Raw genomic sequence first — 25,956 nt, forward strand, 5'->3', positions numbered from 1 at the left:
CGAACGATCCCGGCGCCAAACCTGTCATATCGATGCGGGAAGATATGCGCTCGAGCGACGACGAGACTAGACATAGGGGCTACGCAGGTGGATTTCAATGTCGTTGACCGTCCCGAGACGCTGATCGCGGGCACGGTGCTCCGCAGTCCGGCGCTCGCCGTGGAGGGGCCACGCCGCGCCAAGGTGGTGGAGGCGTGGCAGCACCTGCTGGCGAGACCGCAGTTACCGGGGCCGATCGCGACGGGGTACGTGGATTTCGCGACCGAGATCAACTCCTACCTGACCCATATCGTCGGCTACGAGTGCAAGACCGTCGCCGATCTGCAGGTGGGCGACGTGCTGGCCCGCATCCCGGCGGGCCGCTACGCCCGCTTCACCGCCACCGGCGAGAACCGCGGCGACACCATCGTCGCGACGTGGCGCCGGATCTGGGACGCCGAGGCCGCGGGCGAGTTCGAGCGCGCCTACGCGGGCGACTACGAGCAGTATCCGGACGAGCGCACGGTGGAGATCTTCGTGTCGCTGGCCGACGAGCAGGGGGGCGAGTAGCCATGGCTGTCGATTTCGAGATCGTCACGCTCGACGACGGGCTGATCGCCGGTCTCACCGTGCCGCTGGCCGGTCGCGAGGTGACCGCGCGCGATCTGGACCTGGTGAACTTCACCTGGGACCGCTACCTGTCCCGCGAGAAGACGGTGCCGCGCGCCGCCGCCTACATCGGCCAGAACGACCACGCCGTCGCGGTGCTCGGCTACGAGGTCGACGGCCTCGACGACGTGGACGACGGCGATGTGCTCACCCGCATCCCGGCCGGCCGCTACGCCAAGTTCGTCGTTTCGGACAAACCCTACGACCTGCTACGCACGGCCTGGGCCCAGGTGATCAAGGCCGAGAACGCGGGCACCATCACCCGTTCGCACACCGCCGAACTGGAGCGCTACACGGGCCCGACCAGCGTGGAGGTCTACGTCTCGCTCGATTGAGATCTGACGACGAAGGCCGGGCCACACGGAAACACCGTGCAGCCCGGCCTTCTTCCTAGCGCAACCAGCCACGACCCGACCTCGAGGAGGGTCCGCCGCGCAGCGGCGTCGCGGCCGTCCCGCCGATCAGGTGCCGTGGCGCAGGCGACGAAGGAGCAAGCCACGGTGCCTGATCGGCGGGACAGGAGGGGCCGCGACTCGAGCGCGCCAGCGCTCCAACTACTCCGCGCCGATGATGAAGGCTTCCAGCTGCGAACGCGCGACGTCGTCGGCGATCTGCTCCGGCGGGGACTTCATCAGGTAGGCAGATGCCGGGATGACGGGTCCGCCGATGCCGCGGTCCTTGGCGATCTTGGCGGCGCGCACGGCGTCGATGATGATGCCCGCCGAGTTCGGCGAGTCCCACACCTCGAGCTTGTACTCCAGGTTCAGCGGCACGTCACCGAAGGCGCGACCCTCGAGGCGGACGTAGGCCCACTTGCGGTCGTCGAGCCACTCGACGTAGTCCGAGGGGCCGATGTGCACGTTGCGGTCGTGCACCTTGCCCGAGAGCGGACCGTTGAGGTTGGAGGTGACGGCCTGGGTCTTGGAGACCTTCTTGGACTCCAGGCGCTCGCGCTCGAGCATGTTCTTGAAGTCCATGTTGCCGCCGACGTTGAGCTGGTAGGTGCGGTCGAGCACCACGCCGCGGTCCTCGAACAGCTTGGCCATCACGCGGTGGGTGATGGTCGCGCCGACCTGGGACTTGATGTCGTCACCGACGATCGGGACGCCCGCGTCGACGAACTTCTGCGCCCAGACCGGGTCGGAGGCGATGAAGACCGGCAGCGCGTTGACAAAGGCCACGCCGGCGTCGATGGCGCACTGCGCGTAGAACTTGTCGGCCTCTTCCGAGCCGACGGGCAGGTAGGACACCAGGACGTCGACCTTCGCGTCCTTCAGGGCCTTCACGACGTCGACCGCGGGAGCCTCGGACTCCTCGATGGTCAGCGCGTAGTACTTGCCGATGCCGTCGAGGGTCGGGCCACGCTGGACCGTCACGTCGCTGGGCGGCACGTCGGAGATCTTGATGGTGTTGTTCTCGCTGGCGAAGATCGCCTCGGCCAGGTCGAAGCCGACCTTCTTGGCGTCGACGTCGAACGCGGCCACGAACTTCACGTCCTTGACGTGGTAGGGACCGAACTTGACGTGCATGAGGCCGGGAACCGAAGCGTTCTCGTCGGCATCCTTGTAGTACTGCACGCCCTGCACCAGCGACGATGCGCAGTTGCCCACACCGACGATCGCGACGCGAACTTCGCCGGACCCAACCTTGTTGACATCACTCATGGCCGCTCTTTCCCTCTTTCTGTGGTGCCGCCTTCGTCGATTGCTCCGCCGCAATCAACTCGTTGAGCCAGCGCACTTCGCGCTCGCTTGATTCCAATCCGAGCTGGTGGAGCTGGCGGGTGTAGCGATCCAGCGAGCCGCTGGCCTTCTTGATCGCTTCCCGCAGCCCCTCTCGGCGCTCCTCGACCTGGCGTCGCCTGCCCTCCAGGATGCGCATCCTCGCCTCGGCGGGGGTGCGGCCGAAGAAGGCCAGGTGAACACCGAAGCCGTCATCGGTGTAGTTCTGCGGACCGGTGTCGGCGAGGAGTTCGTTGAACCGTTCCCGGCCGACCGGTGTCAGCCGGTAGACGCGGCGCGCTCGGCGCGCGGTCGCGCCCTCCGGAATCTCCTCGGCGATCAACCCGTCGGTCTGCATCCGGCGCAGCGTCGGGTAGAGCGAACCGTAGGAGAAGGCCCGGAACGCCCCGAGCAGGCCCGTCAGCCGCTTACGCAGCTCGTAACCGTGCATGGGCGTGTCCAGGAGCAGGCCGAGGATCGCCAATTCGAGCACTGCCGACCTCACTCCCTGACTATGTCGACCCGACAGGCCGAACGGACCTAACCGATGGATGCGACTTCAAAGTATATCGGAGCGATATAACAAGGCATAGCCGAATGACGCACATCACTGCGTCATGGCTGGTGAGACGGCCAGGTCAGGGGTCAGGCGGGGTAGACCGCGACGGGTTCTCCGTCGAGCCGGATCTTCAGATATCCGCTGAGTTCGGCCTCGTTCTTCACGTAGATGCTGATCTCGGGCTGCGCGTCCTTGTTGCCGCCCGGCGGGAAGCGCATAATCACGTGCGAGACCCAGCCGCCGGGCACCTTCGTGGTCACCGGGGCGCCGGACATCAGGCGGGCGTAGCGGGCGATGTCGACGGCGGCGAGGTCGAAGGACTTGGTGTCCGGGGTGCGCGAGCCCTGCGAACCCCACGCCTTGAACGATCCGCGATAGATCTGGTCGTCCTGCTTGCCGGGCTTGTCGGACTTGCGTTCGACGACGACGTAGTCCGGGTAGAGGGTCACCTCGTCGACCTCGGTCGAACCGTATTTCGCGCGGTAGTCCTCGAGGAAGTACGCGAAACCGTTGCCGGTGGTGAGGTCGGGCAGCGGATCGCCGAGCACCGCGTCGCCGACGGTGCGGCCGAGCAGGCCCGCGCCCGCGCCGAGCAGACCCGCGAGCACGATCGCGCCGGCCGGGATCCACCAGCGGCGTGGCATCCGCGGGATGCCGCGGGCGACCGGGGTGGCGGCGAGATCGCCGGGGATCTGCAGGTCGTCGACGAGGCGGTCGAGCGCGCCGAAGGTCTCGGCCCGCATGGCTGTCGCGGTTCGTTTGCCGTGCTCGCGTTCGGTGAGCTGGCCGTCGGCCAGGGCCGCGTCGAGCAGCGCGCACACGTCGGCGCGGTCGGCGTCGCGAGCCCGCAGGTTCTTCGCGGGGGACGGGGTCTTCATCGCCGGGTCATCCTTTGTACGGGTAGGTCTGCAGCACTTCGCCCGTGAGCGCCAGGGTCATGTGCCCCGACTGGGCGACCTCGTTGCGCACGAAGATCGTGATGGCGGGCCTGCCGACCCAGCTGTCGTTCGCGATCCGGAAGTGGGTGACCACGCCGTCGCGCACCAGCAGCGTGGCCGCCGCGGTCGTCAGGGCGGCGCCGAGCGCGTCGGCGTTTATCTGCGCGAGGTCGATCTCGACGGTCTCGCGTTTGCGGGTGCTGACCTGCGCGGAGCGGTCGAAGCCGCCGCGGTAGGTCCAGTCGGCGGTCCAGTCGGCATCGGGGGCCGCGCGGCGCACCGCCGAGGCGTGCTCGTCGTGCAGGACCGCCTCGTCGACGCGGGTGTCGCCGAACTTGGTGCGGAAGTCGTCGCGGAACTGGACGAAGCCGACCTGGGTGGTCAGTTTCGGTGTCTGGATCACCAGGGGCGCGGCCGCGTTGTAGTTGACCGCGGCGGCTCGGCGCGCCGCCGGCGACGGTTTGTCGTCGCGGACCGTCCACACGAAGCCACCGATCGCCACCACGACCGCCGCCGCGACGGTGGCGATGCGGAAGGTGTTGCGGGCCTTCGGTTTCGTCGGCGGCGTCGGCCGCTGCTGCAACTCGGCAACCAGGGTGGACAAGTCTCCGAGAGTGCGTGCCTGCTCGGCCAGTTCGGCGTAGGCCGTGTGTTCCTCGGCGTCGAGCTGGCCGTCGGCGCGGGCGGCGTCGAGGGCCGCCACGGTGCGGGCGCGATCGGCGTCGCGAGCCCGGGTCCGGGGTGGGTACGCACCGGCGTGCCTGCGGCCGAGACGCTTTCGCTCTGCAGGCGCCGGTTCCCCGAAAACCGCTGGTGATTGCAGGTCCGCGGTCAGGCGTTCCAGCTCACCCAGTGTTCGCGCGGTGTCCGCCGCCGCGGCTCTGTCGTGGTACTCGTCCGCCCCGAGCTGGCCCTCGGCGTAGGCCGCGTCAAGCACGGTCGACACCTGTGCGCGATCGATATCACGCGCCCTCGTCACGGAATCGGCGGCTCTGCGAGCCTGCCCGGAATCAGCCATCGTTCTGGCACGCCTCACCTGCGGAAATACCCGGGCCGACCCCGGTATCGGGAGTTTACGGCGAGAGCACCGAAGACGCGGTGCCACCGGCACCGCAAATCAATCCCGGCTACTCTGGTGATCGTGCGAATTCAGCGGCAGGTGGTCGACTATGCGCTCCGGCGCAGGTCGCTGCTGGCTGACGTCTACGCGGGCCGGGTCGGCGTCGCCGAGGTGTGCGACGCGAATCCGTACCTGCTCCGGGCCGCCAAGTTCCATGGCCGGGGCAGCGAGGTGACCTGCCCGATCTGCCGGAAAGAGCAGCTGACCTTGGTGTCTTGGGTGTACGGCGACGGACTCGGCCAGGCGGCCGGGTCGGCGCGGACGCCCGAGGAGCTGATCCGGATGGCGGAGTCGAGCGAGGAATTCTCGGTGCATGTCGTCGAGGTCTGCCGCTCGTGCAGCTGGAACCACCTGGTCCAGTCGTATGTGCTCGGCTCGGCGCCCGCGCCGACCCGGCGCCGGACGAGTTCGCGAGCGGGGCGGCGCTCTGCCGCCGAGTGATGGGGCGGCCGGGTGACGGGCCGCCGGGCGGAGGTGGCCCCCGCGTGATGCCCCGCTGTTCGGGGTGCATGGAATCCGCGCCGGTTCTCCGGCGCGGATGTCGTGTGCCGGTTGAACCTTACGAGTTATGGAGATCTGGTCAGTGAGTTCGCCCTACGAGCCCTCCCCCTACGGTGATGATCGCAACGGCGGCCGCCCCGCGCGGGGCGCACAATCGGGTCTCCCCCCGCAGTCCGGTGACCGGCCGGGTCAGCCCCCGCGTCGGCCGATGCCGCCCGGCGGTCCCGGCCCGCAGGGCGGACGTGGGCCGGTGCCGGGTGGCCGTGGTCCGCAGGGCGGCCCGCCGCCGAACCGGCAGGGTCCGCCGCCGGGCGGCGGCATGCCGCCGCGCAGGCAGGGCCCGCCGCCGCAGCAGCGCCCCGGTGGCCCGCAGGGCGGACCCGGTGCGCCCGGCCAGGGCAGGCCGCCGCAGGGCAGGCCGGGTCAGCCGAACCGGCCCGCGCCCGCTCCCGCCGGCGCCAACGCCACCCAGAAACTGCCGCGCCCCGGTCAGGATTCGACCGTGCGGGCCGCGCACCCCGACGCCGCCCGGCCCGTCCGTGGCGGCCAGGACGACCCGAACCGGCCCAGGACCGGCGGTGCGGCCGCGGTCGCCCGCCCCGGCGCGGGCCGCCGTCCCGGCGGCCCCACCACCGGCGAGCGCAGGGCCACCGGCGCAGGCGGTACTCCCCCGCCCACCGGGCCGCGCAACCGCCGCGACGGTGGCGGCGGTGACGACGGCTCCGGTAAGGGTGGTTCGGTGAGGAAGATGCCGTGGCGGGCGATTCGCCGGACCATGTACGTGCTGATGGCATTGGCCATCGTCGTACCCAGCGCGGTGTTCCTGGTCGCCTACACGGCGGTCTCGGTGCCCAAGCCGGGCGATCTGCAGACCAACCAGGTCGCGATGATCTACGCCAACGACGGTTCCACCGTGCTGAGCAAGGTGGTCCCGCCGGAGGGCAACCGCACCGAGGTCTCGATCGACCAGATCCCGCCGCACGTGCGCAACGCCGTGATCGCCGCCGAGGACCGTGACTTCTACACCAACCCCGGCTTCTCGGTGTCCGGCTTCGCCCGGGCCGCGCGCGACAACGTGCTCGGCAAGGAAAGCGCCGGTGGTGGCTCCACCATCACCCAGCAGTACGTGAAGAACGCGCTGGTCGGTGACGAGCGCTCGATGCAGCGCAAGATGCACGAGCTGGTGATCTCGGCCAAGATGGCCCGCCAGTGGAGCAAGGAGGACATCCTCGCCGCGTACCTGAACACGATCTACTTCGGTCGTGGCGCCTACGGCATCGACGCCGCGGCCAAGGCGTACTTCGGCAAGCCGGTACAGGAGCTGACCGTCGCCGAGGGCGCCGTCCTCGCCGCGACGATCCAGCTGCCCTCGATGCTGGACCCGGAGAAGAACCCCGAGGGCGCCAAGACCCGCTGGAACTACGTGCTCGACGGCATGGTCAGCGGCAACAACCTGCCCGCCACCGAACGTCAGTCGATGCAGTACCCGCAGGTCGTCCCGGTCGCCTCGCTGGGCGACAAGAGCCTGGACGCCGGCCCCGAGGGCCTGATCAAGAACCAGGTGCTCAAGGAGCTGTCCACCGCGGGCATCAGCGAGCAGCAGCTGAACACGGCCGGTCTGCAGATCACCACCACGATCGACCCGAAGGCGCAGGACGCCGCGGTCAACGCCGCCCAGTCCAAGCTGCAGGGCGAGCCGGAGAACCTGCGCACCGCGGTCGTCTCGATCGACCCGCGCAGCGGCGCGGTGCGCGCCTACTACGGCGGCGAGGACGGCCAGGGCTTCGACTTCGCCAACGCCGGGCTGCCCACGGGCTCCTCGTTCAAGGTGATCGGTCTGGCCGCCAACCTCGAGCTGGGCATCCCGCTCTCGCAGCTGTACGACAGCTCGCCGATCACCGTCAACGGCATCAAGATCGGCAACGTCGAGGGCGAGTCCTGCGGCATGTGCACCATCGCCGAGGCGCTCAAGCGCTCGCTGAACACCAGCTTCTACCGCATGCAGCTGGACATGCAGAACGGCCCGCAGAAGGTCGCCGACATGGGCCACAAGCTCGGTATCCCCGAGGAACTGCCCGGCATCGGCAAGACCCTCACCGAGCCCAACGGCGCGGGCCCGAACAACGGCGTGATCCTGGGCCAGTACCAGTCGCGTCCGCTGGACATGGCCTCGGCCTACGCCACGCTGGCCGCCTCCGGCATGTACCACGCGCCGCACTTCGTGCAGCGGGTCGTCACCGCCGACGGCCAGGTCCTGCTCGACCGCGGCGAGCCCGCCGGTGAGCAGCGGGTGAGCGCGGCCGTGGCCGACAACGTCACCGCCGCCATGAAGCCGATCGCGGCCTACTCGCGCAACCACAACCTGGCCGGCGGACGCGAGTCGGCGGCCAAGACCGGTACCCACCAGCTCGGCGACACCGGCAACAACCGCGACGCCTGGATGGTCGGCTACACCCCGTCGCTGTCGACCGCGGTCTGGGTCGGCACCGAGCAGGGCGACCCGCTGCGCAACTACGGCGGCGGCAGCATCTACGGTTCCGGGCTGCCCTCCGACATCTGGAAGGCGACGATGGACGGCGCGCTGTCGGGCACGCCGAACGAGTCGTTCCCCAAGCCCGCGCCGATCAAGGGCCAGGCGGGCGTGCCGGAGTGGTCGGCGCCGTACACGGCTCCCTCCACCACCGCGCCGACGATCGCGCCGCCGGTGATCGTGCCCTCGCAGGTCGAGATCCTGCCCGGCATCCGGATTCCGGTGCCCGGTGTGCAGCAGCCGCAGGGTCAGCAGCCCTCGCAGCAGACGCAGGAGACCCCCGCCGGGCCGCTGCCGGGTCAGCCGACCGCGCCCGCCGACGGCACCCCGCCCGGCAACGGCAACAGCAACGGCAACGGCGGGACCACCCGGCCCGGTGGCGGCGGTGGTGACACCGACGGCGAGAGCGGTGGGGGAACCACACCGACCAGATCCCGGTAGCCACCGGTAGCCTCGGATGTCGTGACGGATCAGCAACTCGCGGACCAGCCGGCGTCGAGTGGTACCCGGCCGGGCCGCGAAATGCAGTACGTCGCGCCCGCCCAGCTGGCCCCGGATCTGCGTTCGATCGACGCGCGAGACCGGCCGAGCCGCAACGATTCGCTCACCGCGCAGCTGTCGACGGTGATCGGCGGTCCGGTCGGCGAGCACGCGCTGATCGGCCGGGTCCGGTTCTGGACGCCGCTGCGGGTGCTGTTCGCCTTCACCGTGGTGTTCCTGGCGCTCGGCTGGGCGACCAAGGCCGGCTGTATCCAGCAGACGAGCGACGGCGCGGGCGGGCTGATGCTCGACTGGAACAACGGCCGCCAGTACGTGGCCATGTGTTACTCGGACACGGTCCCGCTCTACGGCGCGGAGCGGCTCAACGAGGGCGCGTTCCCGTACAAGAAGTCCTGGACCGAGTCCACCCCCGACGGCGGCACCGAGACCAGATACATGGAGTATCCGGTGCTCTCGGGCCTGTACCAGTACGTGGCGATGCAACTCGGCAATGTCTGGGATCACCTGCCGGTGCCGGGCGCGCTGTCGGTGGTGGTGTATTTCAACGTCGTGGCGCTCGGCCTGGCGATGGGCTGGCTGGTCACCGTGTGGGCGTCCTCGCGACTAGCCGGGCGGCGGGTCTGGGACGCCGCGCTGATCGCGATCTCCCCGCTGGTCATCGTGCACGCGTTCACCAATTTCGACGCGCTGGCAACGGCTTTCGCCGCCACCGGCCTGCTCGCCTGGGCCCGTCGCAAGCCGGTGCTGGCCGGTATCCTGCTCGGCCTCGGCGGCGCGGCCAAACTGTATCCGCTGCTGCTGCTCGGCCCGATCCTGGTGCTGTGCCTGCGCGCGGACCCGATGCGGCGCACCCCCGCCGCGCGCGCCGGTCTGCGGCTGCGCGATATCGACGGCATCGACGGCGTGCGCACCTGGATCAAGGAAACCCCGGCCAGGACACACCTTTTCGCGCTGCGCCCGCTCGGCGCCGCCACCCTGGCCATCGTCGCGGCCGCGGGCACCTGGATCGCGGTGAACCTGCCGATCGCGGTGCTGTACCCGGAGGGCTGGCGAGAGTTCTTCCGGCTCAACACCACCCGGCACGCCGACCCCGACTCGATCTACAACGTGATCACCTCGTTCACCGGCTGGGGCGGATTCGACGGCGAACTCGCGCACGGCCAGCCGCCGACGGTGCTCAACACGGTCTCGCTGCTGCTGTTCCTCGCCGCCTGCGCGGGCATCGCCTATCTCGCGCTCACCGCCGCCCGTCGGCCCCGGCTGGCCCAGCTGTGCTTCCTCGTCGTCGCCGCCTTCCTGCTGACCAACAAGGTGTGGAGCCCGCAGTATTCGCTGTGGCTGGTCCCGCTCGCGGTGCTGGCGCTGCCGCACCGGCGCATCCTGCTGGCCTGGATGACGATCGACGCGCTGGTATGGGTGCCGCGGATGTACTACTACCTCGGCGAGGACGCCAAGGGCCTGCCCGAACAGTGGTTCACCGGCACGGTGGTGCTGCGCGACCTCGCCGTCCTCGGGCTGTGCGCGCTGATCGTGCACGAGATCGTGCGCCCGCAGGACGACCTGGTCCGCCGCGATTTCGTCGACGACCCGGCGGGCGGCATCCTCGACCGCGCCCCCGACCCGCTGCTGCCGTGGCTGCCGCAGTTCCTGCGGCCGCGACCGGCGTGCACCAGTTCGCGGCCCGCCGCGATGGTGGAGTGACCGGCTAGATCCGCAGGTAGCGGGCCTGGAGTTCGGGTTCGGCGGGCAGCATGTCGAGGTCGAGCTCCCAGGCGTTGCCGGTCCAGGGATCGAACAGCGGGGTGCCGGGCAGCGTGGGCAGGTGCCTGCACGACTGCGACAGCAGCGCGACCGGCCCGTCACCGGCGTCGGTGCTCCCGCTGCCGACGATCACCAGCGACAGCCCGATCAGGTCGCCGCGCACCATCAGCTGACCCAGGCGCACCACGTCGGCGGGCTGGTAGCCGTGCGGGAAGTCGGCGGCCACCAGGATCCGGTGCTCGGACGGCGGCACGGCTTGTCCACTGTTGTAGGCGATTTCGGCCAGCTCGGCCGCGTGCGCGAGTTCTCCCAGCCGTGCGCCGATCTCGGCGTGGTCGGCGATCACCGGGCCCGCCAGCAGCGGCGCGAGCGGCGCGGCGAGCCCGCGCAGACCACCGGTGAGGTCGATCAGGTCGACCCGGGTCGGCTTGTCCGGCAGGGCCGCGACGAGCCGGGCCACCAGCGCGCCCACCACCAGGGCCGCCGCGGCGCTGGACTCGGTGTCCACCCACAGCGGCCGATTCAGCGGCACCGGAACGCAATACGGCACCCGCAGCGCACCGCGGTCGAGGGCGTAGAGCTCGCCGAGCCGGATGCCGTCGCTGCGAACGGCTTTCGTCGTCCAGGCCGGCGCCAGCCACGACGCCAGCGATGCGGGCATCACCGAATCGGCCTCGGCGATCTCGCGACCGAGCTGGTCGCTGTCGCGCCGGTGATCGGCGTCGGCCAGGGCCACCAGCTCGTCGTGCCTGCGCTGGGCGGCGGCTCGGGCGGCGTCGGCGGCGGGGGTGTTGCGGGTCGCGGGGTTCGAGACCGCTTCGGACAGTTCCTGATCCAGCCGCGTGGTGGCGTATTCCCGCGCGGAGACCAACGCGGCCGCCGACCGGGCCGCGTCCTCGAAGATCATCCACATGCGCTGCAGCCCGTGTTCGACCTCGAGCGGGACACCCGGTGCCGAGGCCGGCCGTTCCAGCGTCTCGGTCGGCGCGGTCGACTGCGCGGGCGCCGGAGCGGGCACCCCGTGCGCGAGCAGCAGCTGCGCGGCGCCGCCCGCGTAGCCCTGGCCCAGCGCGCGCAGCTTCCAGCCGCCGTCACGCCGGTACACCTCGAAGCAGATCAGCGCGCTCTCCCCGGCAGCCGGGGTGATCACGAATTCCGCTGTCGGCGTGCCGTGCTGGGACAGCGTCGCGGTGACGGTGCCGAGCACCTGCCCGGCGGTGACGAACAGCAGCACGGCATGCGCGTCGGCGCGCACCTGGGACAGCGCGACGTCCACCGCGCCGCCTGTGTGGGATACGCCCGCCGTGGCGGGCCGCGACGCGCACACGTGATCGTGCTCGTCGCGGGCCCGCAGGTCGGTACCCACCACCAGCGCACCGAGTTCGACGGTGCCGGCGGTCTGCGCGGTGAAGCGCACGGTGTCGGCGGTCAGCGCGGTGTTCTGGCCTGCCTTCAGGTGAATCACGATGTAGTGCCTAGTCCTTGCCGAGGAACCGACCCAGCTGGGGTACTGCCTCGCCGGGGTGCTTGGCCTGGAAGCCCTCGCCCAGCGCCTGCATCTTCCAGTCGCCGCCGACCCGGTACACCTTGGCCATCGCCATGGCGGTGAACGGCATGCCGCCCGCGAGGGTGTAGCGGGCCAGTTCGGCGTTGTTGCCGCCGTCGATCAGGCGGCAGAACGCGTTCTGCACCTGCTCGAAGGTGTGACCCTTGTAGGAGGTGACGATGAACAGCAGCGTGGAGATGTGCGCGGGGATCCGGGTGAGGTCGACCAGGATCATCTCGTCGTCGCCCTCGCCCTCGCCGGTCAGGTTGTCGCCCTGGTGGCGCACCGAACCGTCCTTGGACGACAGCTGGCCATAGTAGGCCACATCCACGAGGTTGCCGTCGGCGAACATGCAGACCGAGGCATCGAGGTCGATGTCGACGGTGCGGTTGCCGAACATGCCACGGGTGCGCACCGGGTCCCAGCCGAGGCCCATCTTCACGAAGGTCAGCGCGGTGCCGCCGTCCTTGCGCAGCGTGACCCGCTGGCCCTTCTGCAGGCTGACCGGGCGATCCTTGCTCAGGCTCACCTCGCCCGTCGGCTGCGGCGGCGCGGGCGGCGGGTAGCTGCCACCGGGTCCGGGCTGCGCCGGGTAGCCCTGCGCGGGCGGCGGCGGGTAACCGGCGGCGGGCGGCTGCTGCGCCGGGCCGGGCGGCGGCGGGTAGCCGCCACCGGGCGGCGCGTACGCGGGCGCGGCCTGCTGCGGGTAGCTGGGGGCGGCCTGCTGCGGGTAGGCGGGCGGCGCCTGCGGAGGCGGCGGCGGGGCCTGCTGCGGCGCGGCCGCGGCGGGCGCGGGCGAATCGTCCACCTGCACACCGTGATCGGTGACCAGCGCGGCGAACCCACCCGAGTAACCCTGGCCGACCGCGCGGACCTTCCAGCTGCCCTGGCGGCGGTAGAGCTCGAGCGCGATCACGATCGACTCGGAGTTCAGCCCCTCGATCCGGTACTCGAACAGCTGGTTGCCCGCGGCGTCGGAGACGATCGCGGTGGGCGGGGCGAAGCGGCCGAAATTGCTGGTCGCGTCGTCGAGGGTGATGACCGCCCGGATCTGGTCGATGTCGGCCGGTACCGCGGGCAGCGAAACCGCAAGGGAGGCGGGCTGTCCCGCGGGGCCGGGGCGCAGGTCGACACCCGGCCCGCTCGGCTGGTTGTAGAAGACGAAGTCGGCATCGGTGCGGACCTTGCCCTGCTCGGTCACCAGCAATGCGGACAGGTCCGCGGGTGCCGTGAGCTGAAGCGAGATCACCACGTCACTGACGGCCAGTGGACCGTTCTGGCCCTTGGCGAGTGTTGCAGACAAGTTCGACCCTTCGCTTGTCGGTGCGGTCGTCTGCCACTCTACGAGAAAGCGGGCGCGAGCGTCCGCGCTCCGCAGCCTCCGCGCGCGCCCGATCGATCGGTTAGGGTGACCACGCAGTACGTATCGGGCATCCGCCCGCGAAGTTCAGAGGGGACTCCAGGGCCGGATCATGGCGCAGCTGTTCGAACAATCGAAGAAGGTGATCGAGGCCCACCTCGCGGGGACGAGTATCCGCGCGATCGCCGGCTCGATGGTCGCCTACGAAGGCAATGTGCAGTTCAAGTCGGCGGGCTTCGGCGGCGGTGAGGGCGTGCTGGCCGGGCTCAAGCGCCGCGCCACCGGCGAGAAGCTGTCGCTGATGGAATGCACCGGCAACGGCCGGGTCTTCTTCGCGGTGAACGGCCAGAACGTCACCGTGGTCGACCTGAACAACGAGACATTGCAGGTCGAGTCGCAGCAGCTGCTGGCCTTCGCGGGCAATCTGCGCACCGACGTGCGGTTCGCCGGGGTCGGCGGCATGTCCGGCGGCAGCGGTCTGTTCACCACCACCGTCACCGGGCAGGGCCAGGTGGCACTGCTGTCGGCGGGTGGCCCGCTGATCCATCTGGAGGTCTCGCCGCAGTATCCGCTGATCGTGGATCCGGACGCGTTCGTCGCGGCCCGCGGCAACCTCAACCAGTCCTTCGTCACCGATGTCTCCTGGCGCACGATGGTCGGCCAGGACGCGGGTGAGGCCTTCTCGCTGCGGTGGGACGGCCAGGGTGTCGTGCTGATCCAGCCGGCGGAACGGTAGGGAACGGCGATGTTCGAGAAGGTCAACGGCAAGGTCGTCAAGGTCGACGTCGGGCAGGCGGGCGGCGTCGTCGCCCGGACCGGCGCGATGCTGTTCTACCAGGGCCAGGTCGCGTTCGCGCCGCACCAGATCCCGGGCGCCGGGCCCGGCATGGGCGGCGGCGGCCTGATGCGGATGGCGGGCGCCATGATGGCCGGCGAGCACGAGCGCACCATGCTGGCGCGCGGAAACGGCTCGGTCCATTACGGATTCGCCGGCCTCGAGGTGCACGTGGTGCAGATGCAGCCGGGCGCGGTGCTGCGCGTGGAGGCCTCGCGGCTGCTGGCCAACACCGCAGGCCTGCAGGCCTCGGTGGTCTCGGTGGCCAGTTCCGGCGGCGGTGGTGGCGGCGGTGGCCTGATGGGCGCGCTGCGCGGCGCGGCCGCCGGTGTCGCGACCGGTCAGGGCATGTTCACCACCCAGCTCAGCGGTCAGGGCTCGGCCGTGCTGCTGGCCCACGGCGGCTTCCTGGAACTGCAGGTGGGCGGCCCGAATCCGGTGGTCGTGGATCCGCAGGCCTTCGTCGCCGCGTACGGCAACGTGCAGACCGAACTGAAGGCCGCCATGAGCTGGCGCGACGCGGTCGGCCGCGGCGCGGGCGAGGCGATGCAGCTGCATTGCCACGGACAGGGTGTGGTGTACGTGCAGGCCTCCGAAGAGAAGTTGTGAACCGATGAGCCAGATTTTCTCCCCGATGAATCTCGGTGCCAGCGACAACATCCCGGGCAACAGCTACGCCTACTGCATCGATCTGACCGCGCCCTGGTTCATGCGCAAGGGCGCGATGATCGCCTACTACGGGCAGATCCAGTTCCAGATGCTCACCCACGGCTTGCAGGGCAACCTCATGCACATGGTGAGCAGCCAGTTCTCGGCGCCGCTGTTCGCCGGCGACTACGTGGTGGCCGAGGGCCACGGCAAGCTGATCATCGGCGACCGCGGCTACGACATCAACTCCTACGACCTCGAGGACGGCAACCTCACCATCCGGGGCGCCAACCTGCTGGCGTTCGAGCCGGGTCTGGCGCTCAAGCAGTCGATCGTGCCCGGGTTCCTCACCCTGATCGGCACCGGCAAGTTCCTGGCCTCCTCCAACGGCCCCGTGATGTTCGCCGAGCCGCCGCTGCGGGTGGACCCCGAGGCGCTGGTCGGCTGGGCCGACTGCCCGTCGCCCAGCCATCACTTCGACCAGGGCTGGATCGGCAGCTTCCTGGCGGCGGGCGCGGCCAGGATGGGCGCCAACTCCGGCGAGGAGCGCCAGTTCGACTTCACCGGGGCGGGCACCGTGCTGATCCAGTCCTCGGAGAAGGTGATGAGCGACCAGGCGCTCGTCCGGACCATCGAGGGCCAGCTCCAGAGCGGCATCACCGTGGGCGGGTTGCAGCGCATCCAGGGCGTGATCGCCCAGCAGTTGCAGGGCCAGCAGCACCACTACTGAGCATCTCCCAGCAAATCTGAAACGAGAACGCGCCAAAACCGGACGGCGGGTGCCGCCCGACCGCTACGGTGGGGCACGCCGAGACAACGATTCGGCGCGAGCTCGACCAGAGGAGTGGGCGCAGTGCGGCGTCGCAGCATCCGGCGGATCGTGGCGGCAGCACTGTGCGCCGCCACCGCCTCGATCATCACCGGCATGCCCGCCTCCGCGGCGCCCGCCACCGCCCCCGGCGTCACCCTGAGCCCGATGACCTCGCCCGACGGGTCCTTCATCGAGAAGATGGAGGTCACCGACTCCCGCCACCTGCGCCTGTACGTGCACTCGGCCGCGATGGACAAGACCTTCCCCGTCGACATCCAGCGCCCCGCCGACACCAGCAGCCCGAAACCCGCGCTGTACCTGCTCAACGGCGCGGGCGGCGGGGTCGACCGCGCGTCCTGGCAGCTGCGCACCGACGCGCTGAGCTTCCTGGCCGACAAGGACGTCAACGTCGTCCAGATCATCGGCGGCGCCTGGACCTTCTACACCGACTGGATCAAACCCGATCCGGTTCTCGGCGTGAACAAGTGGCAGACCTACATTTCCGAGGAGCTGCCGCCCCTGATCGACGCCGCGTTGGGCACCAACGGCGTGAACGCCATCGCGGGCCTGTCCATGTCGGGCATTCCGGTGCTGAACCTGGCCATCGCCAAACCCGGCCTGTTCCGCAGCGCGGCGGTGTACAGCGGACTCACCCAGGTGAGCGATCCGGCGGGTCAGCAGGCGGTGAAGGCGACCGTGGAGATGTACGGCGGCGGCGACGCCGAGAACATGTGGGGGCCGGTCGGCGGACCGCTGTGGACGGCCAACGACCCGCTGGTGAACGCCGAGAAACTGCGCGGCACAAATCTTTTCGTGTCCACCGGCACCGGCATCCCCGGTATCCACGATCAGCCCGGCGGGCCGTTCCGGATGGAGAAGCCCGCCGACACCCCCAAGACCGTGGCCCTGGGAGCGCTGATCGAGGGCGCGATCTTCGTGTCCTCGCACAACCTGCGGGCCCGGCTCGACCAGCTCGGCATCCCCGGCACCTTCGTCTTCCGCGACACCGGCACCCACTCCTGGGGCTACTGGCAGGACGACCTCAAGACCTCGTGGCCGGTGCTGGCGAAGGGGCTGTTCCCGGAGTCGTAGCACCGAAGGATCCCGGGTACCGCTGCGGCGCCCGGGATTTCGCGGATCAGACCGGGTCGACCGCCAGCGCGGACCGCTCGAGCGCGGCGTGGAACCACTCCAGGATCTCCACCCCGGCGAGAATCCCCGCCGTCTCGGTCACGGTCAGGTTCGGTGCCGTGAACGCCAGGTCCTCGAGCTCGCCGTGCCGGGGCCGGATCGCCTCGTCGGCCGCCACCAGCATCGGCGCGTCCAGCGCACCGTCACCCGCGGTGAACAGCCCGGCGCTCTCGGCCAGCTGTCCGGAATCCACCAGCCTGCGGCGGACTTCGGCGACGGCCAGGCTCTTGCAGACCGCGTCCGGCATCGTGTAGATCTTGCGACCCTGCTGCGAGGCCGACCAGCCACGCGCCCGGCACCACGCGTCCCATTCGGCGAGGAAACCGTCCGGCACCGCCTCGGGGCGCACGACCAGGTAGCAGAACAGCCCGTCGGCCTCGCGGTACTTGGTGACCCAGGAATCATCGATGCGGGACCGCCATTCGGCGCCGACCTCGATGAGGGTGGCGCCGGACGCGCGCACCTTCTCGTCGATCTCCGTACGCCAGATCCGGTCCGGCACACCGTCGACGAGGATGTTGCCGCCGTTGCTGGTGATGGCGTAGGGCCACGGCGCACCGGGCAGGTCGATGCGCTGGAACTGCTCGATGGTGCGGGTGGTCGTGGGGATCACCGGCGCCGCCGCGGCCAGCTCGGCGAGCCGGGCCACGGCGGTGGTGATCATGTACGACAGCGGCTCGCCCGCGTAGTACTCCACGCACAGCTTCTCGACCGCGTCGGCGCCGCCGAACCCGTTGCGCGAGAAGATCATCGTGCGGTCGAGGTCGGTGGCGAACAACGCGTCGGCGGTCACTGGTCCAGCTCCTTGATCAGGCCCATACAGCTGTAGGCCAGGTCGGGGACCACTTCCACCGGGACATTGCGCGCGGCCGCGAGCAGGCGGATGTGGGCGTGCTCGGGAGCATCCGCTTCGCGAACCAGCACCCGCCACGGTACCCGGCGCAGCAGGACGCGGGTGGTCTCACCGACGCCGGGCTTCACGAAATTCACTGTGGCGACGCCATATTCGGCGCGTACCCGCTCCACCGAGGCCCACCCGGACCAGTCCGGCGTGCGGTCCGACGCCTGGATCGCGGCCACCGCGTCCGGCACCTGGTCCCGGATCGCCGGGAAGGCCGCGGTGACGGCGTCGAGCAGCCGGTTGGAGACGTCGGCCCCGGCGAGTTCGCGATAGAACTTGGCGCCGTGGAAGTCACCCGGCCCGATCAGTGTGTCGTTGAGGACCGTGCGCGAAACCAGGCCGGAGACCGTGGAATTCAGGCAGGCCGAGGCGATCAGGAAGTCGTCGCGGGTGCCGTAGGTGCGCACACAGTTGCCCGGATCGGCCAGCACCACCAGCTCGTCGTCGAACCGCGCGCCACCCGCCGCGTGATACGCGTCCAGCGCCGCGGTGAGCTCGTGGGTGATCGCGCCCTTGCCGGTCCAGCCGTCGACGAACACGATCGACGCCGGATCATGGTGCCGGGCAAGATAGTCCAGCGCCACGGCGTCGATGCCGCGATCACGCACGATCGACACCGCGTAGTGCGGCACGGTCAGGCGGGGCCTGCCGATCCCGCTGTCCAGCCACCGGCGCATCAGCACGCCGACCGGCGTCCCGGCCCTGGCCAGCGACACCAGCACCACGTTCTCGCCGCGCTCGGCGACGACCAGCTCGGCCACCGTCGCCACCGCCAGCGCCAGCCGTTCGGCGCTGTCGGCGAGCACCCGCTCGAACAGTTCCCGGTACTCGGCGTCGGGCTGGTACTCCACCGGCAGCGACTCGGCGTAGTGCGCGACGCCCGCCTGGATCCGGCGTTCACGCTCGGCGACGTCGGCCTCGAGGTTCACGTGCGAGAGATCCTTCAAGAGCCACGAAACCTCGTCGGCCGCATAGGAACCGAAATCGGGGCCGTGTAGCGGCCGCGGCAGATCGGTGCCCGAGCCCGCGGCCTGCGAACTGTCGGGCGACACACCATTCGGCGTAGTTCGCTCCGCCGCCTGCGGACCACCGGCCGACGCGTCGGCAGGCGCGGTTCGCGCGGCATGCAGGGCCTGGGGGTCGGCGCTGGGGAGGACGGCCACGACGACGTCGGCGCCGGCGGCGGTCAGGACGTCCACCAGGCCGCCGGGCGCGACGAGTTCCGGGGTGTCGGCGGGCGGGTCGAGGACGACGAGCAGCACCGGATCGGCAGCACTGTCGGTCCACTGCGCGTTGTAGAGGTAGCGGTGCGCGGTCGGGTCCGGCTCGGGGGCGGTGAAACGGAAGCCGCGACGCAGCGGGTAGCCGGGCTCGTCGAGCACGTACGCCGGTGAGCGCGTGGTGGTCTGGAAGCGGGTGGGCGTGCCCGACTCGGCCAGCTCGGCGGCCAGTCGCAGCGGCAGGTACATGAGTTCCTCGTGGCCGAGCACGATCACCGGGCGACCCGCGAACTCGGTGGCCAGCCGGGCCTGGACCTCGCCCGTCGCCGCCTTCAGCGCCACGTCGAACGCGGCGACATCGGAGTTCAGCACACCGTGCCGACCGCCTTCGGGCACGTCGACGGGCCAGGGCAGGGAGATCCGGCGGAACGAACCGGGCTGCGCGGCAACCGGATTCAGCTCGGGTTCCGGCAGCGCGGTGACCGCGTCGATCAGCCCGGCGGGCAGCTCGACGCCACCGGTGGCCAGGCACACCGTGTCGATGCGGGCGCCGAGTTCGGCGGCGAACGCCTCGAACTTGGCGCGGTCGGCGGCGGTGCGCAGATCGACCAGCGAGGCGAGCACATAGTGCGTGCGCGGCGCGAAGGCGTGCAGGGCGCGGACCGCGTCGATGGCGGTGTCGCCGGTGGAGATCTCGTCGTCGACCAGCACCAGCGGCAGGTCGTCGGCGAAGATGCCGGCCGGCATGGGCTGCAGCAGATGCGAGGTGGCGTGCGAATGCCCCTCCTCGAACCCGGCCAGCGTGTCCGCCCGCGCGACCTCCCGGCGGGTGGAGTGCAGGTAGCAGCCCGCGTCGAGCCGCGCGGCCACGCAGTGGCCGAGACCCGTCGCGGTCTCGGCGAATCCGAGCACCACGCATTCGCGCGCGCCGAGGACCTCGCGCACCAGGTCACCCAGCCGGTTGCCCGCGCCGATCACCACGCGCGGGTCGGTGGGCAGGTGCTTGCCGAGCACCGTCGACACCAGCAGGTGCGCCCGGCGCGGATTGCGCCGCAGACCGGGCTGGACCAGCGTGTCGATCGAGAGTTCGCCCGGCAGCGCGTCCTCGGCGGCCGACGCGGCGAACGATTCACCGTGGCGCAGTTCGATCCCCAGCTGGGCGGTGGCCCAAGGCCTTTCGAGATCGAGTCCGAACACGCTCATTCGGCGATCATCGCTGTCAGCAGATCCACGAAGGACACTCCTTTGTTCGCGACACCGAACGCGCGAGCCCGGACCAGCGTCTGGCGGGCCCAACTGCGGTGCGGGCGCATCTCGTTCATCTTGTTGCGGTACTCCGAGGCCGCGACGCCGCCGACGTCGGCCTCCATGATGTGCAGCGCGTCGGCGTACTCCTCGTGCGTCACCACCGACAGGGCGTGTACGGCGGCCACGTGCGAGGGGTGGATCACCGTCTTGCCCTGGATGCCGTTGGCGCGGTCGAGGGTGATCTCGCGCAGCAGGCCGTCGAGGTCGCGGCTCACCAGGTACTGCCGGAACGGGACCGCGTCGGACTCCTCGAACGGCGCGGTGCGCAGCAGCGGCCGGAACATCCGCTCGTGATCGGCGAAGTACTCCCACACCGGACCGGTGATGATGAAGCCGGTGCCGTCGGCGCGGCCGAGGTAGTTGACGATGTCGGCGATCACGTCGGCCACCACGCGCACGTCGTAGATGGTCAGGTCGCGGTCGCGGCGGATGCCGAACGTGGAGCACATGTCGGTGGCGCCGATCCGCACCGCGAGCAGGTGGTCGCGGTGGTCGCGCAGCAGTTCGGCGATGCGGGAGAGCTGCTCGTCGCGGGTCTGGCGGTGCACCAGGGTGGCCGATTCGAGCACGGGCATGCCGTAGATCGGGCGCCCGAGCGTGCGGCGCGCGGCGTCGAGCGCGGCCAGGTAGGCGGGTCCGGTCTCGGCGTCGAACTTGGGGAAGACGAAGCCGGTGAGTACCTCGGCGCCCGGTCCGAGCCCGGCCACCAGCTCGGTGACGGTCTGCGGATCCCGCACCCGCACGAACAGCATCGGGTTGGAGTCCTCGCTGCGGGCGAGCAGGTCCAGGGTGGCCACCGCGTGTTCCTTGGCGGCCTCCACCTGGTGGTCGGCCACGGCGTCCTCGAGGTCGATCACCATCGAGCACACGCCGCGGGCGGCGCGGCGGCGGATCGTCGCGGCCAGATCGGGCCGGGTGGCCGGCACGTACAGCGTGGCGCCGAGCGCGGTCGCCAGCAGCTCGCGGTCGCCGGTGCCGAGGATCGGCTCCGGTTCGACCAGGAACAGTTCGCGCGACCGCGGCCCGCACAGTTGGCGGAAATGTCGAAGCGGGACCTGTTTACGCAGGCAGATCTCCGGCGCTACGGCGTATCCCGCGGTCATACCCCCCACCTCATTTTCCGGGCCATCCCATATTTCTGTCGTCCTACGTGCTGTCGGTTCTGGTGTGTTTTCTCATGCGATCGACTACTCCGGCGATGAACGCCGCGACGGTATCCAGTTCGGACACATACGCCCAATAGTCTGGATGACGACCCGTCAGTCCGGAAGCGATGCGGTCGAGTCGTTCGGCCTGCGCATCGAGTACCGAACCCCACTCGCCGACCAGACCCCGGTCCACCGCGAGCATCTGCGCGTCCCGCAGCCGGAATCGTACGGTGCGGGCGTGCGCGTCGGGGTCGGCACGTACCCCGCGCAACAATTCGAGGCGCCGGGTGACGGCGTCGACCAACTGCTCGGCCTCGGCGAGGTGCTGGCGCGCGGTGGCGGTCAAATCAAGGGCTGTCTCCGGGTCGTGATCGGCAGCCGCGACACGCGCGCCCACCAGCGCGGCGTCCGCGGCATCGATGCCGCGTCGGCTTTCCCGCTCATTGTTGGTCAAGTCTGCCGAACTCGCAGCGTTGAACTCCCGCAGCAGTGCCGAGTACGCGGGGCCGAGCGCGCCCGCGCGGTTGCGGACCGCGGCCAGTCTGGTCGTCACCGAGGCGATGGCGTTGGTCGCCGCCGCGGCGCGAGATGGGGCCTGCGCCAACGCTTCCGACAGTTCCGCGGTGGCCTGCTCGACCGCCGCCGCCGCGGTGCGCGCGGCCGCGACCCCACCGTGCGGATCCGTCGCCGAGGCTGTGATCAGATCCTCATTCAGCCGCCTTACACCGGCCTCGATCGAGGGGTATCCGGCGTAGCCCGACGACGCGGCCGCCGCGAGCACGCGCTCGGCCTCGGCCCGCACCTGGGCCAGCAGCTGCGGCACGGCGGCGCGCACCCGCGCCGCCTCCTCCAGGCCGGCGCGCTGCGCGTGATAGAACTCGTCGACCCCGCGCGCGGCCTCGTTGAGCCTGCGGACCAGGGCATCGGCCTTGGCGGGCCCGTCGGCGATCGGCGTGCCCGCGGCCTCGGCGGCGTCGAGTTCGTCGGTGAAACTCAGGTACTCGCCCGACGCCGCGTAGCAGCGCGCCCGCACCGGCTCCCAGATCGCGCCGACGCGGCGATCCGGGAAGACCTGCTCGCTAGCCACCACACCCGCCTCCGCCGCCGTCTGTCTGCGATCCATGTCGAGGAAGGCCGACGACGTCGCCGCCCGCGCCCCGCTGATCCACTCATGATCGGGCCCCGACCTGAACCAACCGCGTCTGCGAGGTGTCACCGTCACGTCCCCTTTCCGAACCGCGCGGCGACCCGACCACGCACTGCCCCGATGGTAGGAGATTCCCCGTGTTCACCTGGGCTCCAGCTCGTTCCTACGCAAGATCCGCGAAACCTATTACTGTCGTAGCCGTACCCGGCGATTCGGACATGCTGGGAAACGACACACCGGACTAACCGAAGGGATTCCCGCATGGGTGTCAGTCTGTCCAAGGGCGGCAATGTCTCGCTGACCAAAGAGGCCCCGAACCTGACCGCGGTCGCGGTCGGCCTCGGCTGGGACGTGCGCACCACCACCGGCACCGACTTCGACCTCGACGCCAGCGCGATCGCGACCGGCGCCGACAAGAAGGTCGTCTCCGACAAGCACTTCGTGTTCTTCAACAACCTGAAGTCCCCCGAAGGCGCCATCGAGCACGCCGGTGACAACACCACCGGTGAGGGCGAGGGCGACGACGAGGTCATCAACGTCGACCTGGCGAACACCCCGCCCACCATCGAGAGCATCTTCTTCCCGGTCTCGATCTACGACGCGGAGACCCGCTCGCAGTCGTTCGGCCAGGTCCGCAACGCCTACATCCGCGTGGTCGACCGTGCCAACGGCACCGAGCTGGCCCGCTACGACCTGTCCGAGGACGCCTCCACCGAGACCGCTATGGTCTTCGGCGAGCTGTACCGCAACGGCGCCGAGTGGAAGTTCCGCGCCATCGGACAGGGCTACGCCTCCGGCCTGGCCGGTATCGCCCGCGACTACGGCGTCAACGTCTAGTCATCGTCGCGAACAGGGGGCTCGTCTGATGGGCCCCCTGTCCGTGTGACACAGAAAGGTCCCTCCGCGTGATTACGCGCATCTTCGGTATGTCGGTCGTCATCACGGTGATCTCGCTGGTCGTCGCCTACCTCTACGGTGGCGCCACCGCGCTGGCACTGTGCGCGATCCTCGGTATTCTCGAGGTCTCGCTGTCGTTCGACAACGCCGTCATCAACGCCACCGTCCTGGAACGGATGAGCGAGTTCTGGCAGCGGATCTTCCTGACCGTCGGCGTCGTCATCGCCGTGTTCGGCATGCGACTGGTGTTCCCGCTGGCCATCGTGTGGATCACCGCCGGACTCGGCCCGATCGAGGCGTTCGACCTCGCCCTCAACCCGCCGCCGGACGACGCGGCGTACTTCCCCGACGGCAGTCCCAGCTACGAGACCCTGCTGACCGACGCGCACCCGCAGATCGCGGCGTTCGGTGGCATGTTCCTCGCGCTGCTGTTCCTGAACTTCATCTTCGAAGAGCGTGAGATCACCTGGCTGAGCTGGCTGGAGAAGCCGCTGGCCAAGGCGGGCAAGCTGGACATGCTGTCGGTGGTCGTCGCGGGCACCGGCCTGATCCTGACCGCGGAGTTCCTGGCCAAGGACGACGACCGCTCCACCGTGCTGGTCGCCGGCCTGCTCGGCATGATCGTCTACATCGCCGTCGACGGCCTCGGCTCGATGTTCCACACCGAGGACCTGGAGAGCTCCGGCCCGTCCACCCTGGTCAAGGCCACGGGCAAGGCCGCGTTCTTCATGTTCCTCTACCTCGAGGTCCTCGACGCGTCGTTCTCCTTCGACGGCGTGATCGGCGCGTTCGCGATCACCTCCGACCCGATCATCATCGCGCTGGGCCTGGGCTTCATCGGCGCCATGTTCGTCCGGTCGATCACGGTGTACCTGGTCCGCCAGGGCACCCTGTCGGAGTACGTGTACCTCGAGCACGGCGCGCACTGGGCGATCGGCGCGCTGGCGGCGATCCTGCTCGTCTCCATCGGCGTGCACGTCGACGAGCTCATCACCGGCCTGATCGGTGTCGCCTTCATCGGCGCCGCGCTCATCTCGTCCATCCTGCGCAACCGCAAGGCCGAGCCCGACGCGATCGACGAGTCGAAGGAAACCGCACCGGTCAGCTGATCGGCGCGACGGCAGTACCGAAGACGCACAGCGGCGGCGGATCCCGGACCGGGAACCGCCGCCGCTGTCGTGTACTCAGGCGACCGGTTGCAGTTCGCGTGCGGCGGTGCGGGTTTCCGAGGACGCGGGAGTCCGGCGGCCCCTCGCGGCCGCGCGCAGGAACAGGAAGAACAGCGCGACGAGCAGCGCGGTGCGCAGCCAGACACCGAACTGGACGACGCCCTCCATCAGGTCGACTCCCTCGCCCGCACCCAGCGCGGCGAAGTAGCGGAAGACGCCGACGCCGACCGCCACGTCGGCCACCAGATAGGCCGCGACCAGCGACCACGGCACCTCGAGCAATACCAGGAACGGAATTATCCACAGGGTGTACTGGGGCGAATGCACCTTGTGGAAAAGCAGGAATCCGCACAGCATCGCCCCGCTCACGCCCACCCACGGGAACGCCGAGGTCCGGGTCCAGCGCCGCACCCCCAGCCACAGCGCAAGCGCGAACGACGCCACGATCAGCGCCGGTGAGGCGATGGCGACCATGTCGTGCCAGGTGGTCGTGGTCTCCGCGTCGCGACCGAAGATCGCCTGGTGTCCCCAGTACCAGATCGAATTGGTGGTGATGTCGGCCTGGCGCAGTTGCTGGAAGGTGATCGAGGCGCGCCAGCCGTCCACGCCCGCCACCACGAACGGCAGATTCACCGCGGCCACCGTGCCCATCGCGGCCAGCAGGGTCTGCGCGGCGCCCGCGATGTCCAGCTCGCGCAGCGGCCTGCCGTCACGCGGGACGCCCCCGGTGAGCACGTACAGCGCCAGTGGCAGCACGAAGATCCCCGGATAGAGCTTGAGGCAGAAGCCGAGCCCGAGCAGGACCGCGGCGATGATGCCGCGGGTGCGCACGGACAGCCCGGTCAGCGCGGCCATCACATAGACCGCGGCCACCGCGGCGCACACCACCGGCAGTTCCCAGTTGTGGAACGCGTAGAGCACCAGCGGCGGGCCGATCGCCCACAGCAGCGCCGCCGGACCGGCCAGCCGTGCCAGCATCCATGCCGTGAGCAGCGCGAACGGGGTGAGCAGCAGGGCCGAGTGCCACAGGTAGTCGGCGTCGTTGTCCACCCCGATCGCGCCCGCCCACATCAACACGCCGCTGAGCACCGGATACTCCACCGCGCCGCCGGTGAGCGCGCCCTCCTCGGTGATCCCGCCGTCCACATAGGGGAAGACGTGATTGTCGATGTCGCGGCCGAGCCACAGGAACTGGATATCGGAATAGCAGGCATCCGAATCCTTGCGGACATCGAATATCTGGCTGCGACCGCTTTCGTCGATCGCGCCGCCCGCGCAGCGCGCCTTGTTCGCGTAGGCCAGCGCGAGGGTGAGCGCGCACAGCAGCACGATCAGGAAGGTCAGTGCCGTCGCCCGGGCGGCGGCGCGATGCGCGCGCTGCCGCGAGTCGACGGAAGTGGTCATGGCGACCACACTATGCAACGTCGCCGCGATCACCCGTGCGCACCCGCGGCCGAGATCGATTTCGCTGCTCACGACCCGCTCATGTAGCCTTA

22 protein-coding genes are annotated in these 25,956 nt (G+C 70.0%); 11 read left to right on the plus strand and 11 right to left on the minus strand.

Going from position 1 to position 25,956, the window contains the following annotated elements; all coding sequences use genetic code 11:
• The first annotated feature begins 87 nt into the window (after positions 1–87).
• Together EL493_RS03015 and EL493_RS03020 are read left to right on the plus strand one after the other, a co-directional pair.
• Entirely contained in the window at positions 88–549 is a 462-nt protein-coding gene (locus tag EL493_RS03015; protein ID WP_019049976.1) for a GyrI-like domain-containing protein, read from the plus strand.
• A 2-nt stretch (positions 550–551) separates the two neighbouring features.
• On the plus strand, positions 552–983 hold the full coding sequence (locus tag EL493_RS03020; RefSeq protein ID WP_019049977.1) for a GyrI-like domain-containing protein: 432 nt from the start codon (positions 552–554) through the stop codon (positions 981–983).
• A 219-nt stretch (positions 984–1,202) separates the two neighbouring features.
• Here the strand turns inward: EL493_RS03020 and EL493_RS03025 are convergent, their stop codons facing one another.
• The 4 genes from EL493_RS03025 to EL493_RS03040 all read right to left on the minus strand — a co-directional run bounded on the left by EL493_RS03025 (position 1,203) and on the right by EL493_RS03040 (position 4,812).
• Positions 1,203–2,312 carry an inositol-3-phosphate synthase gene (locus EL493_RS03025; RefSeq protein WP_019049978.1) on the minus strand — a complete coding sequence of 370 codons (1,110 nt, stop codon included), beginning with the start codon at positions 2,310–2,312 and terminating at the stop codon, positions 1,203–1,205.
• The gene (locus EL493_RS03030; RefSeq protein ID WP_019049979.1) at positions 2,305–2,862 is read right to left on the minus strand and encodes a PadR family transcriptional regulator; all 558 of its coding nucleotides are present in this window, start codon (positions 2,860–2,862) and stop codon (positions 2,305–2,307) included. Before EL493_RS03030 ends, EL493_RS03025 begins: the two co-directional genes overlap by 8 nt.
• A 152-nt stretch (positions 2,863–3,014) precedes the next feature.
• Complete coding sequence (locus EL493_RS03035) at positions 3,015–3,806, minus strand: DUF1707 SHOCT-like domain-containing protein (protein ID WP_019049980.1); 792 nt, start codon at positions 3,804–3,806, stop codon at positions 3,015–3,017.
• Between the two features lie 7 nt (positions 3,807–3,813).
• Positions 3,814–4,812: a DUF1707 domain-containing protein gene (locus tag EL493_RS03040; protein WP_019049981.1), complete on the minus strand. Its 999-nt coding sequence runs from the start codon at positions 4,810–4,812 to the stop codon at positions 3,814–3,816.
• Between the two features lie 195 nt (positions 4,813–5,007).
• Between EL493_RS03040 and EL493_RS03045 the strand changes: the two genes are divergently transcribed.
• The 3 genes from EL493_RS03045 to EL493_RS03055 all read left to right on the plus strand — a co-directional run bounded on the left by EL493_RS03045 (position 5,008) and on the right by EL493_RS03055 (position 10,219).
• The gene (locus EL493_RS03045; RefSeq protein WP_030201547.1) at positions 5,008–5,427 is read left to right on the plus strand and encodes a DUF5318 domain-containing protein; all 420 of its coding nucleotides are present in this window, start codon (positions 5,008–5,010) and stop codon (positions 5,425–5,427) included.
• Between the two features lie 808 nt (positions 5,428–6,235).
• Complete coding sequence (locus tag EL493_RS03050) at positions 6,236–8,458, plus strand: transglycosylase domain-containing protein (RefSeq protein WP_081722996.1); 2,223 nt, start codon at positions 6,236–6,238, stop codon at positions 8,456–8,458.
• An 81-nt stretch (positions 8,459–8,539) separates the two neighbouring features.
• Positions 8,540–10,219 (plus strand): glycosyltransferase family 87 protein, encoded by a 1,680-nt coding sequence (locus EL493_RS03055; protein ID WP_019049984.1) that lies wholly within the window; start codon positions 8,540–8,542, stop codon positions 10,217–10,219.
• Between the two features lie 4 nt (positions 10,220–10,223).
• On the opposite strand, the gene EL493_RS03060 is transcribed toward EL493_RS03055, so the two are convergent.
• On the minus strand, positions 10,224–11,744 hold the full coding sequence (locus EL493_RS03060; RefSeq protein ID WP_019049985.1) for a TerD family protein: 1,521 nt from the start codon (positions 11,742–11,744) through the stop codon (positions 10,224–10,226).
• Between the two features lie 10 nt (positions 11,745–11,754).
• Positions 11,755–13,128 carry a TerD family protein gene (locus tag EL493_RS03065; protein ID WP_030201559.1) on the minus strand — a complete coding sequence of 458 codons (1,374 nt, stop codon included), beginning with the start codon at positions 13,126–13,128 and terminating at the stop codon, positions 11,755–11,757.
• 169 nt (positions 13,129–13,297) lie between these two features.
• Between EL493_RS03065 and EL493_RS03070 the strand changes: the two genes are divergently transcribed.
• The 4 genes from EL493_RS03070 to EL493_RS03085 all read left to right on the plus strand — a co-directional run bounded on the left by EL493_RS03070 (position 13,298) and on the right by EL493_RS03085 (position 16,571).
• Positions 13,298–13,921 (plus strand): AIM24 family protein, encoded by a 624-nt coding sequence (locus EL493_RS03070; RefSeq protein ID WP_019049988.1) that lies wholly within the window; start codon positions 13,298–13,300, stop codon positions 13,919–13,921.
• A gap of 9 nt (positions 13,922–13,930) precedes the next feature.
• Positions 13,931–14,629 (plus strand): AIM24 family protein, encoded by a 699-nt coding sequence (locus tag EL493_RS03075; protein ID WP_019049989.1) that lies wholly within the window; start codon positions 13,931–13,933, stop codon positions 14,627–14,629.
• A gap of 4 nt (positions 14,630–14,633) precedes the next feature.
• Positions 14,634–15,398 (plus strand): AIM24 family protein, encoded by a 765-nt coding sequence (locus EL493_RS03080; protein WP_022565977.1) that lies wholly within the window; start codon positions 14,634–14,636, stop codon positions 15,396–15,398.
• A 123-nt stretch (positions 15,399–15,521) separates the two neighbouring features.
• Positions 15,522–16,571: an alpha/beta hydrolase gene (locus EL493_RS03085; RefSeq protein ID WP_019049991.1), complete on the plus strand. Its 1,050-nt coding sequence runs from the start codon at positions 15,522–15,524 to the stop codon at positions 16,569–16,571.
• A 46-nt stretch (positions 16,572–16,617) separates the two neighbouring features.
• Here EL493_RS03085 and EL493_RS03090 read toward each other — a convergent pair whose 3' ends face one another.
• From EL493_RS03090 to EL493_RS03105, 4 genes are read right to left on the minus strand one after another with little or no spacing between them, the layout of a single operon-like run.
• Entirely contained in the window at positions 16,618–17,421 is an 804-nt protein-coding gene (locus EL493_RS03090; RefSeq protein WP_051719462.1) for an HAD family hydrolase, read from the minus strand.
• Positions 17,422–17,459: 38 nt separating this feature from the next.
• Complete coding sequence (locus EL493_RS03095) at positions 17,460–19,994, minus strand: phosphoribosyltransferase (protein WP_019049993.1); 2,535 nt, start codon at positions 19,992–19,994, stop codon at positions 17,460–17,462.
• Positions 19,991–21,202 (minus strand): HpcH/HpaI aldolase/citrate lyase family protein, encoded by a 1,212-nt coding sequence (locus EL493_RS03100; RefSeq protein WP_019049994.1) that lies wholly within the window; start codon positions 21,200–21,202, stop codon positions 19,991–19,993. Before EL493_RS03100 ends, EL493_RS03095 begins: the two co-directional genes overlap by 4 nt.
• 43 nt (positions 21,203–21,245) lie before the next feature.
• Positions 21,246–22,334: a hypothetical protein gene (locus tag EL493_RS03105; protein ID WP_198040869.1), complete on the minus strand. Its 1,089-nt coding sequence runs from the start codon at positions 22,332–22,334 to the stop codon at positions 21,246–21,248.
• Between the two features lie 321 nt (positions 22,335–22,655).
• On the opposite strand from EL493_RS03105, the gene EL493_RS03110 reads away from it, so the two are divergent.
• A complete protein-coding gene (locus EL493_RS03110) occupies positions 22,656–23,231 on the plus strand; it encodes a TerD family protein (protein WP_019049996.1) in 576 nt (191 codons plus the stop codon).
• A 68-nt stretch (positions 23,232–23,299) separates the two neighbouring features.
• Entirely contained in the window at positions 23,300–24,400 is a 1,101-nt protein-coding gene (locus tag EL493_RS03115; protein ID WP_022565975.1) for a DUF475 domain-containing protein, read from the plus strand.
• Between the two features lie 75 nt (positions 24,401–24,475).
• Here the strand turns inward: EL493_RS03115 and EL493_RS03120 are convergent, their stop codons facing one another.
• Complete coding sequence (locus EL493_RS03120) at positions 24,476–25,864, minus strand: hypothetical protein (RefSeq protein WP_051719464.1); 1,389 nt, start codon at positions 25,862–25,864, stop codon at positions 24,476–24,478.
• Positions 25,865–25,956 lie beyond the last annotated feature (92 nt).

The organism is Nocardia asteroides, assembly GCF_900637185.1.
GTDB lineage: Bacteria > Actinomycetota > Actinomycetes > Mycobacteriales > Mycobacteriaceae > Nocardia > Nocardia asteroides.

What these genes read in the sequence shown, in the direction of transcription:
- EL493_RS03110 (WP_019049996.1), top strand. Translation starts at nt 22,656, where the DNA reads ATGGGTGTCAGTCTGTCCAAGGGCGGCAATGTCTCGCTGACCAAAGAG.
- EL493_RS03035 (WP_019049980.1), bottom strand. Translation starts at nt 3,806, where the DNA reads ATGAAGACCCCGTCCCCCGCGAAGAACCTGCGGGCTCGCGACGCCGAC.
- EL493_RS03070 (WP_019049988.1), top strand. Translation starts at nt 13,298, where the DNA reads ATGGCGCAGCTGTTCGAACAATCGAAGAAGGTGATCGAGGCCCACCTC.
- EL493_RS03095 (WP_019049993.1), bottom strand. Translation starts at nt 19,994, where the DNA reads ATGAGCGTGTTCGGACTCGATCTCGAAAGGCCTTGGGCCACCGCCCAG.
- EL493_RS03050 (WP_081722996.1), top strand. Translation starts at nt 6,236, where the DNA reads ATGCCGTGGCGGGCGATTCGCCGGACCATGTACGTGCTGATGGCATTG.
- EL493_RS03055 (WP_019049984.1), top strand. Translation starts at nt 8,540, where the DNA reads ATGCAGTACGTCGCGCCCGCCCAGCTGGCCCCGGATCTGCGTTCGATC.
- EL493_RS03090 (WP_051719462.1), bottom strand. Translation starts at nt 17,421, where the DNA reads ATGATCTTCTCGCGCAACGGGTTCGGCGGCGCCGACGCGGTCGAGAAG.
- EL493_RS03080 (WP_022565977.1), top strand. Translation starts at nt 14,634, where the DNA reads ATGAGCCAGATTTTCTCCCCGATGAATCTCGGTGCCAGCGACAACATC.
- EL493_RS03020 (WP_019049977.1), top strand. Translation starts at nt 552, where the DNA reads ATGGCTGTCGATTTCGAGATCGTCACGCTCGACGACGGGCTGATCGCC.
- EL493_RS03025 (WP_019049978.1), bottom strand. Translation starts at nt 2,312, where the DNA reads ATGAGTGATGTCAACAAGGTTGGGTCCGGCGAAGTTCGCGTCGCGATC.
- EL493_RS03120 (WP_051719464.1), bottom strand. Translation starts at nt 25,864, where the DNA reads ATGACCACTTCCGTCGACTCGCGGCAGCGCGCGCATCGCGCCGCCGCC.
- EL493_RS03075 (WP_019049989.1), top strand. Translation starts at nt 13,931, where the DNA reads ATGTTCGAGAAGGTCAACGGCAAGGTCGTCAAGGTCGACGTCGGGCAG.
- EL493_RS03100 (WP_019049994.1), bottom strand. Translation starts at nt 21,202, where the DNA reads ATGACCGCGGGATACGCCGTAGCGCCGGAGATCTGCCTGCGTAAACAG.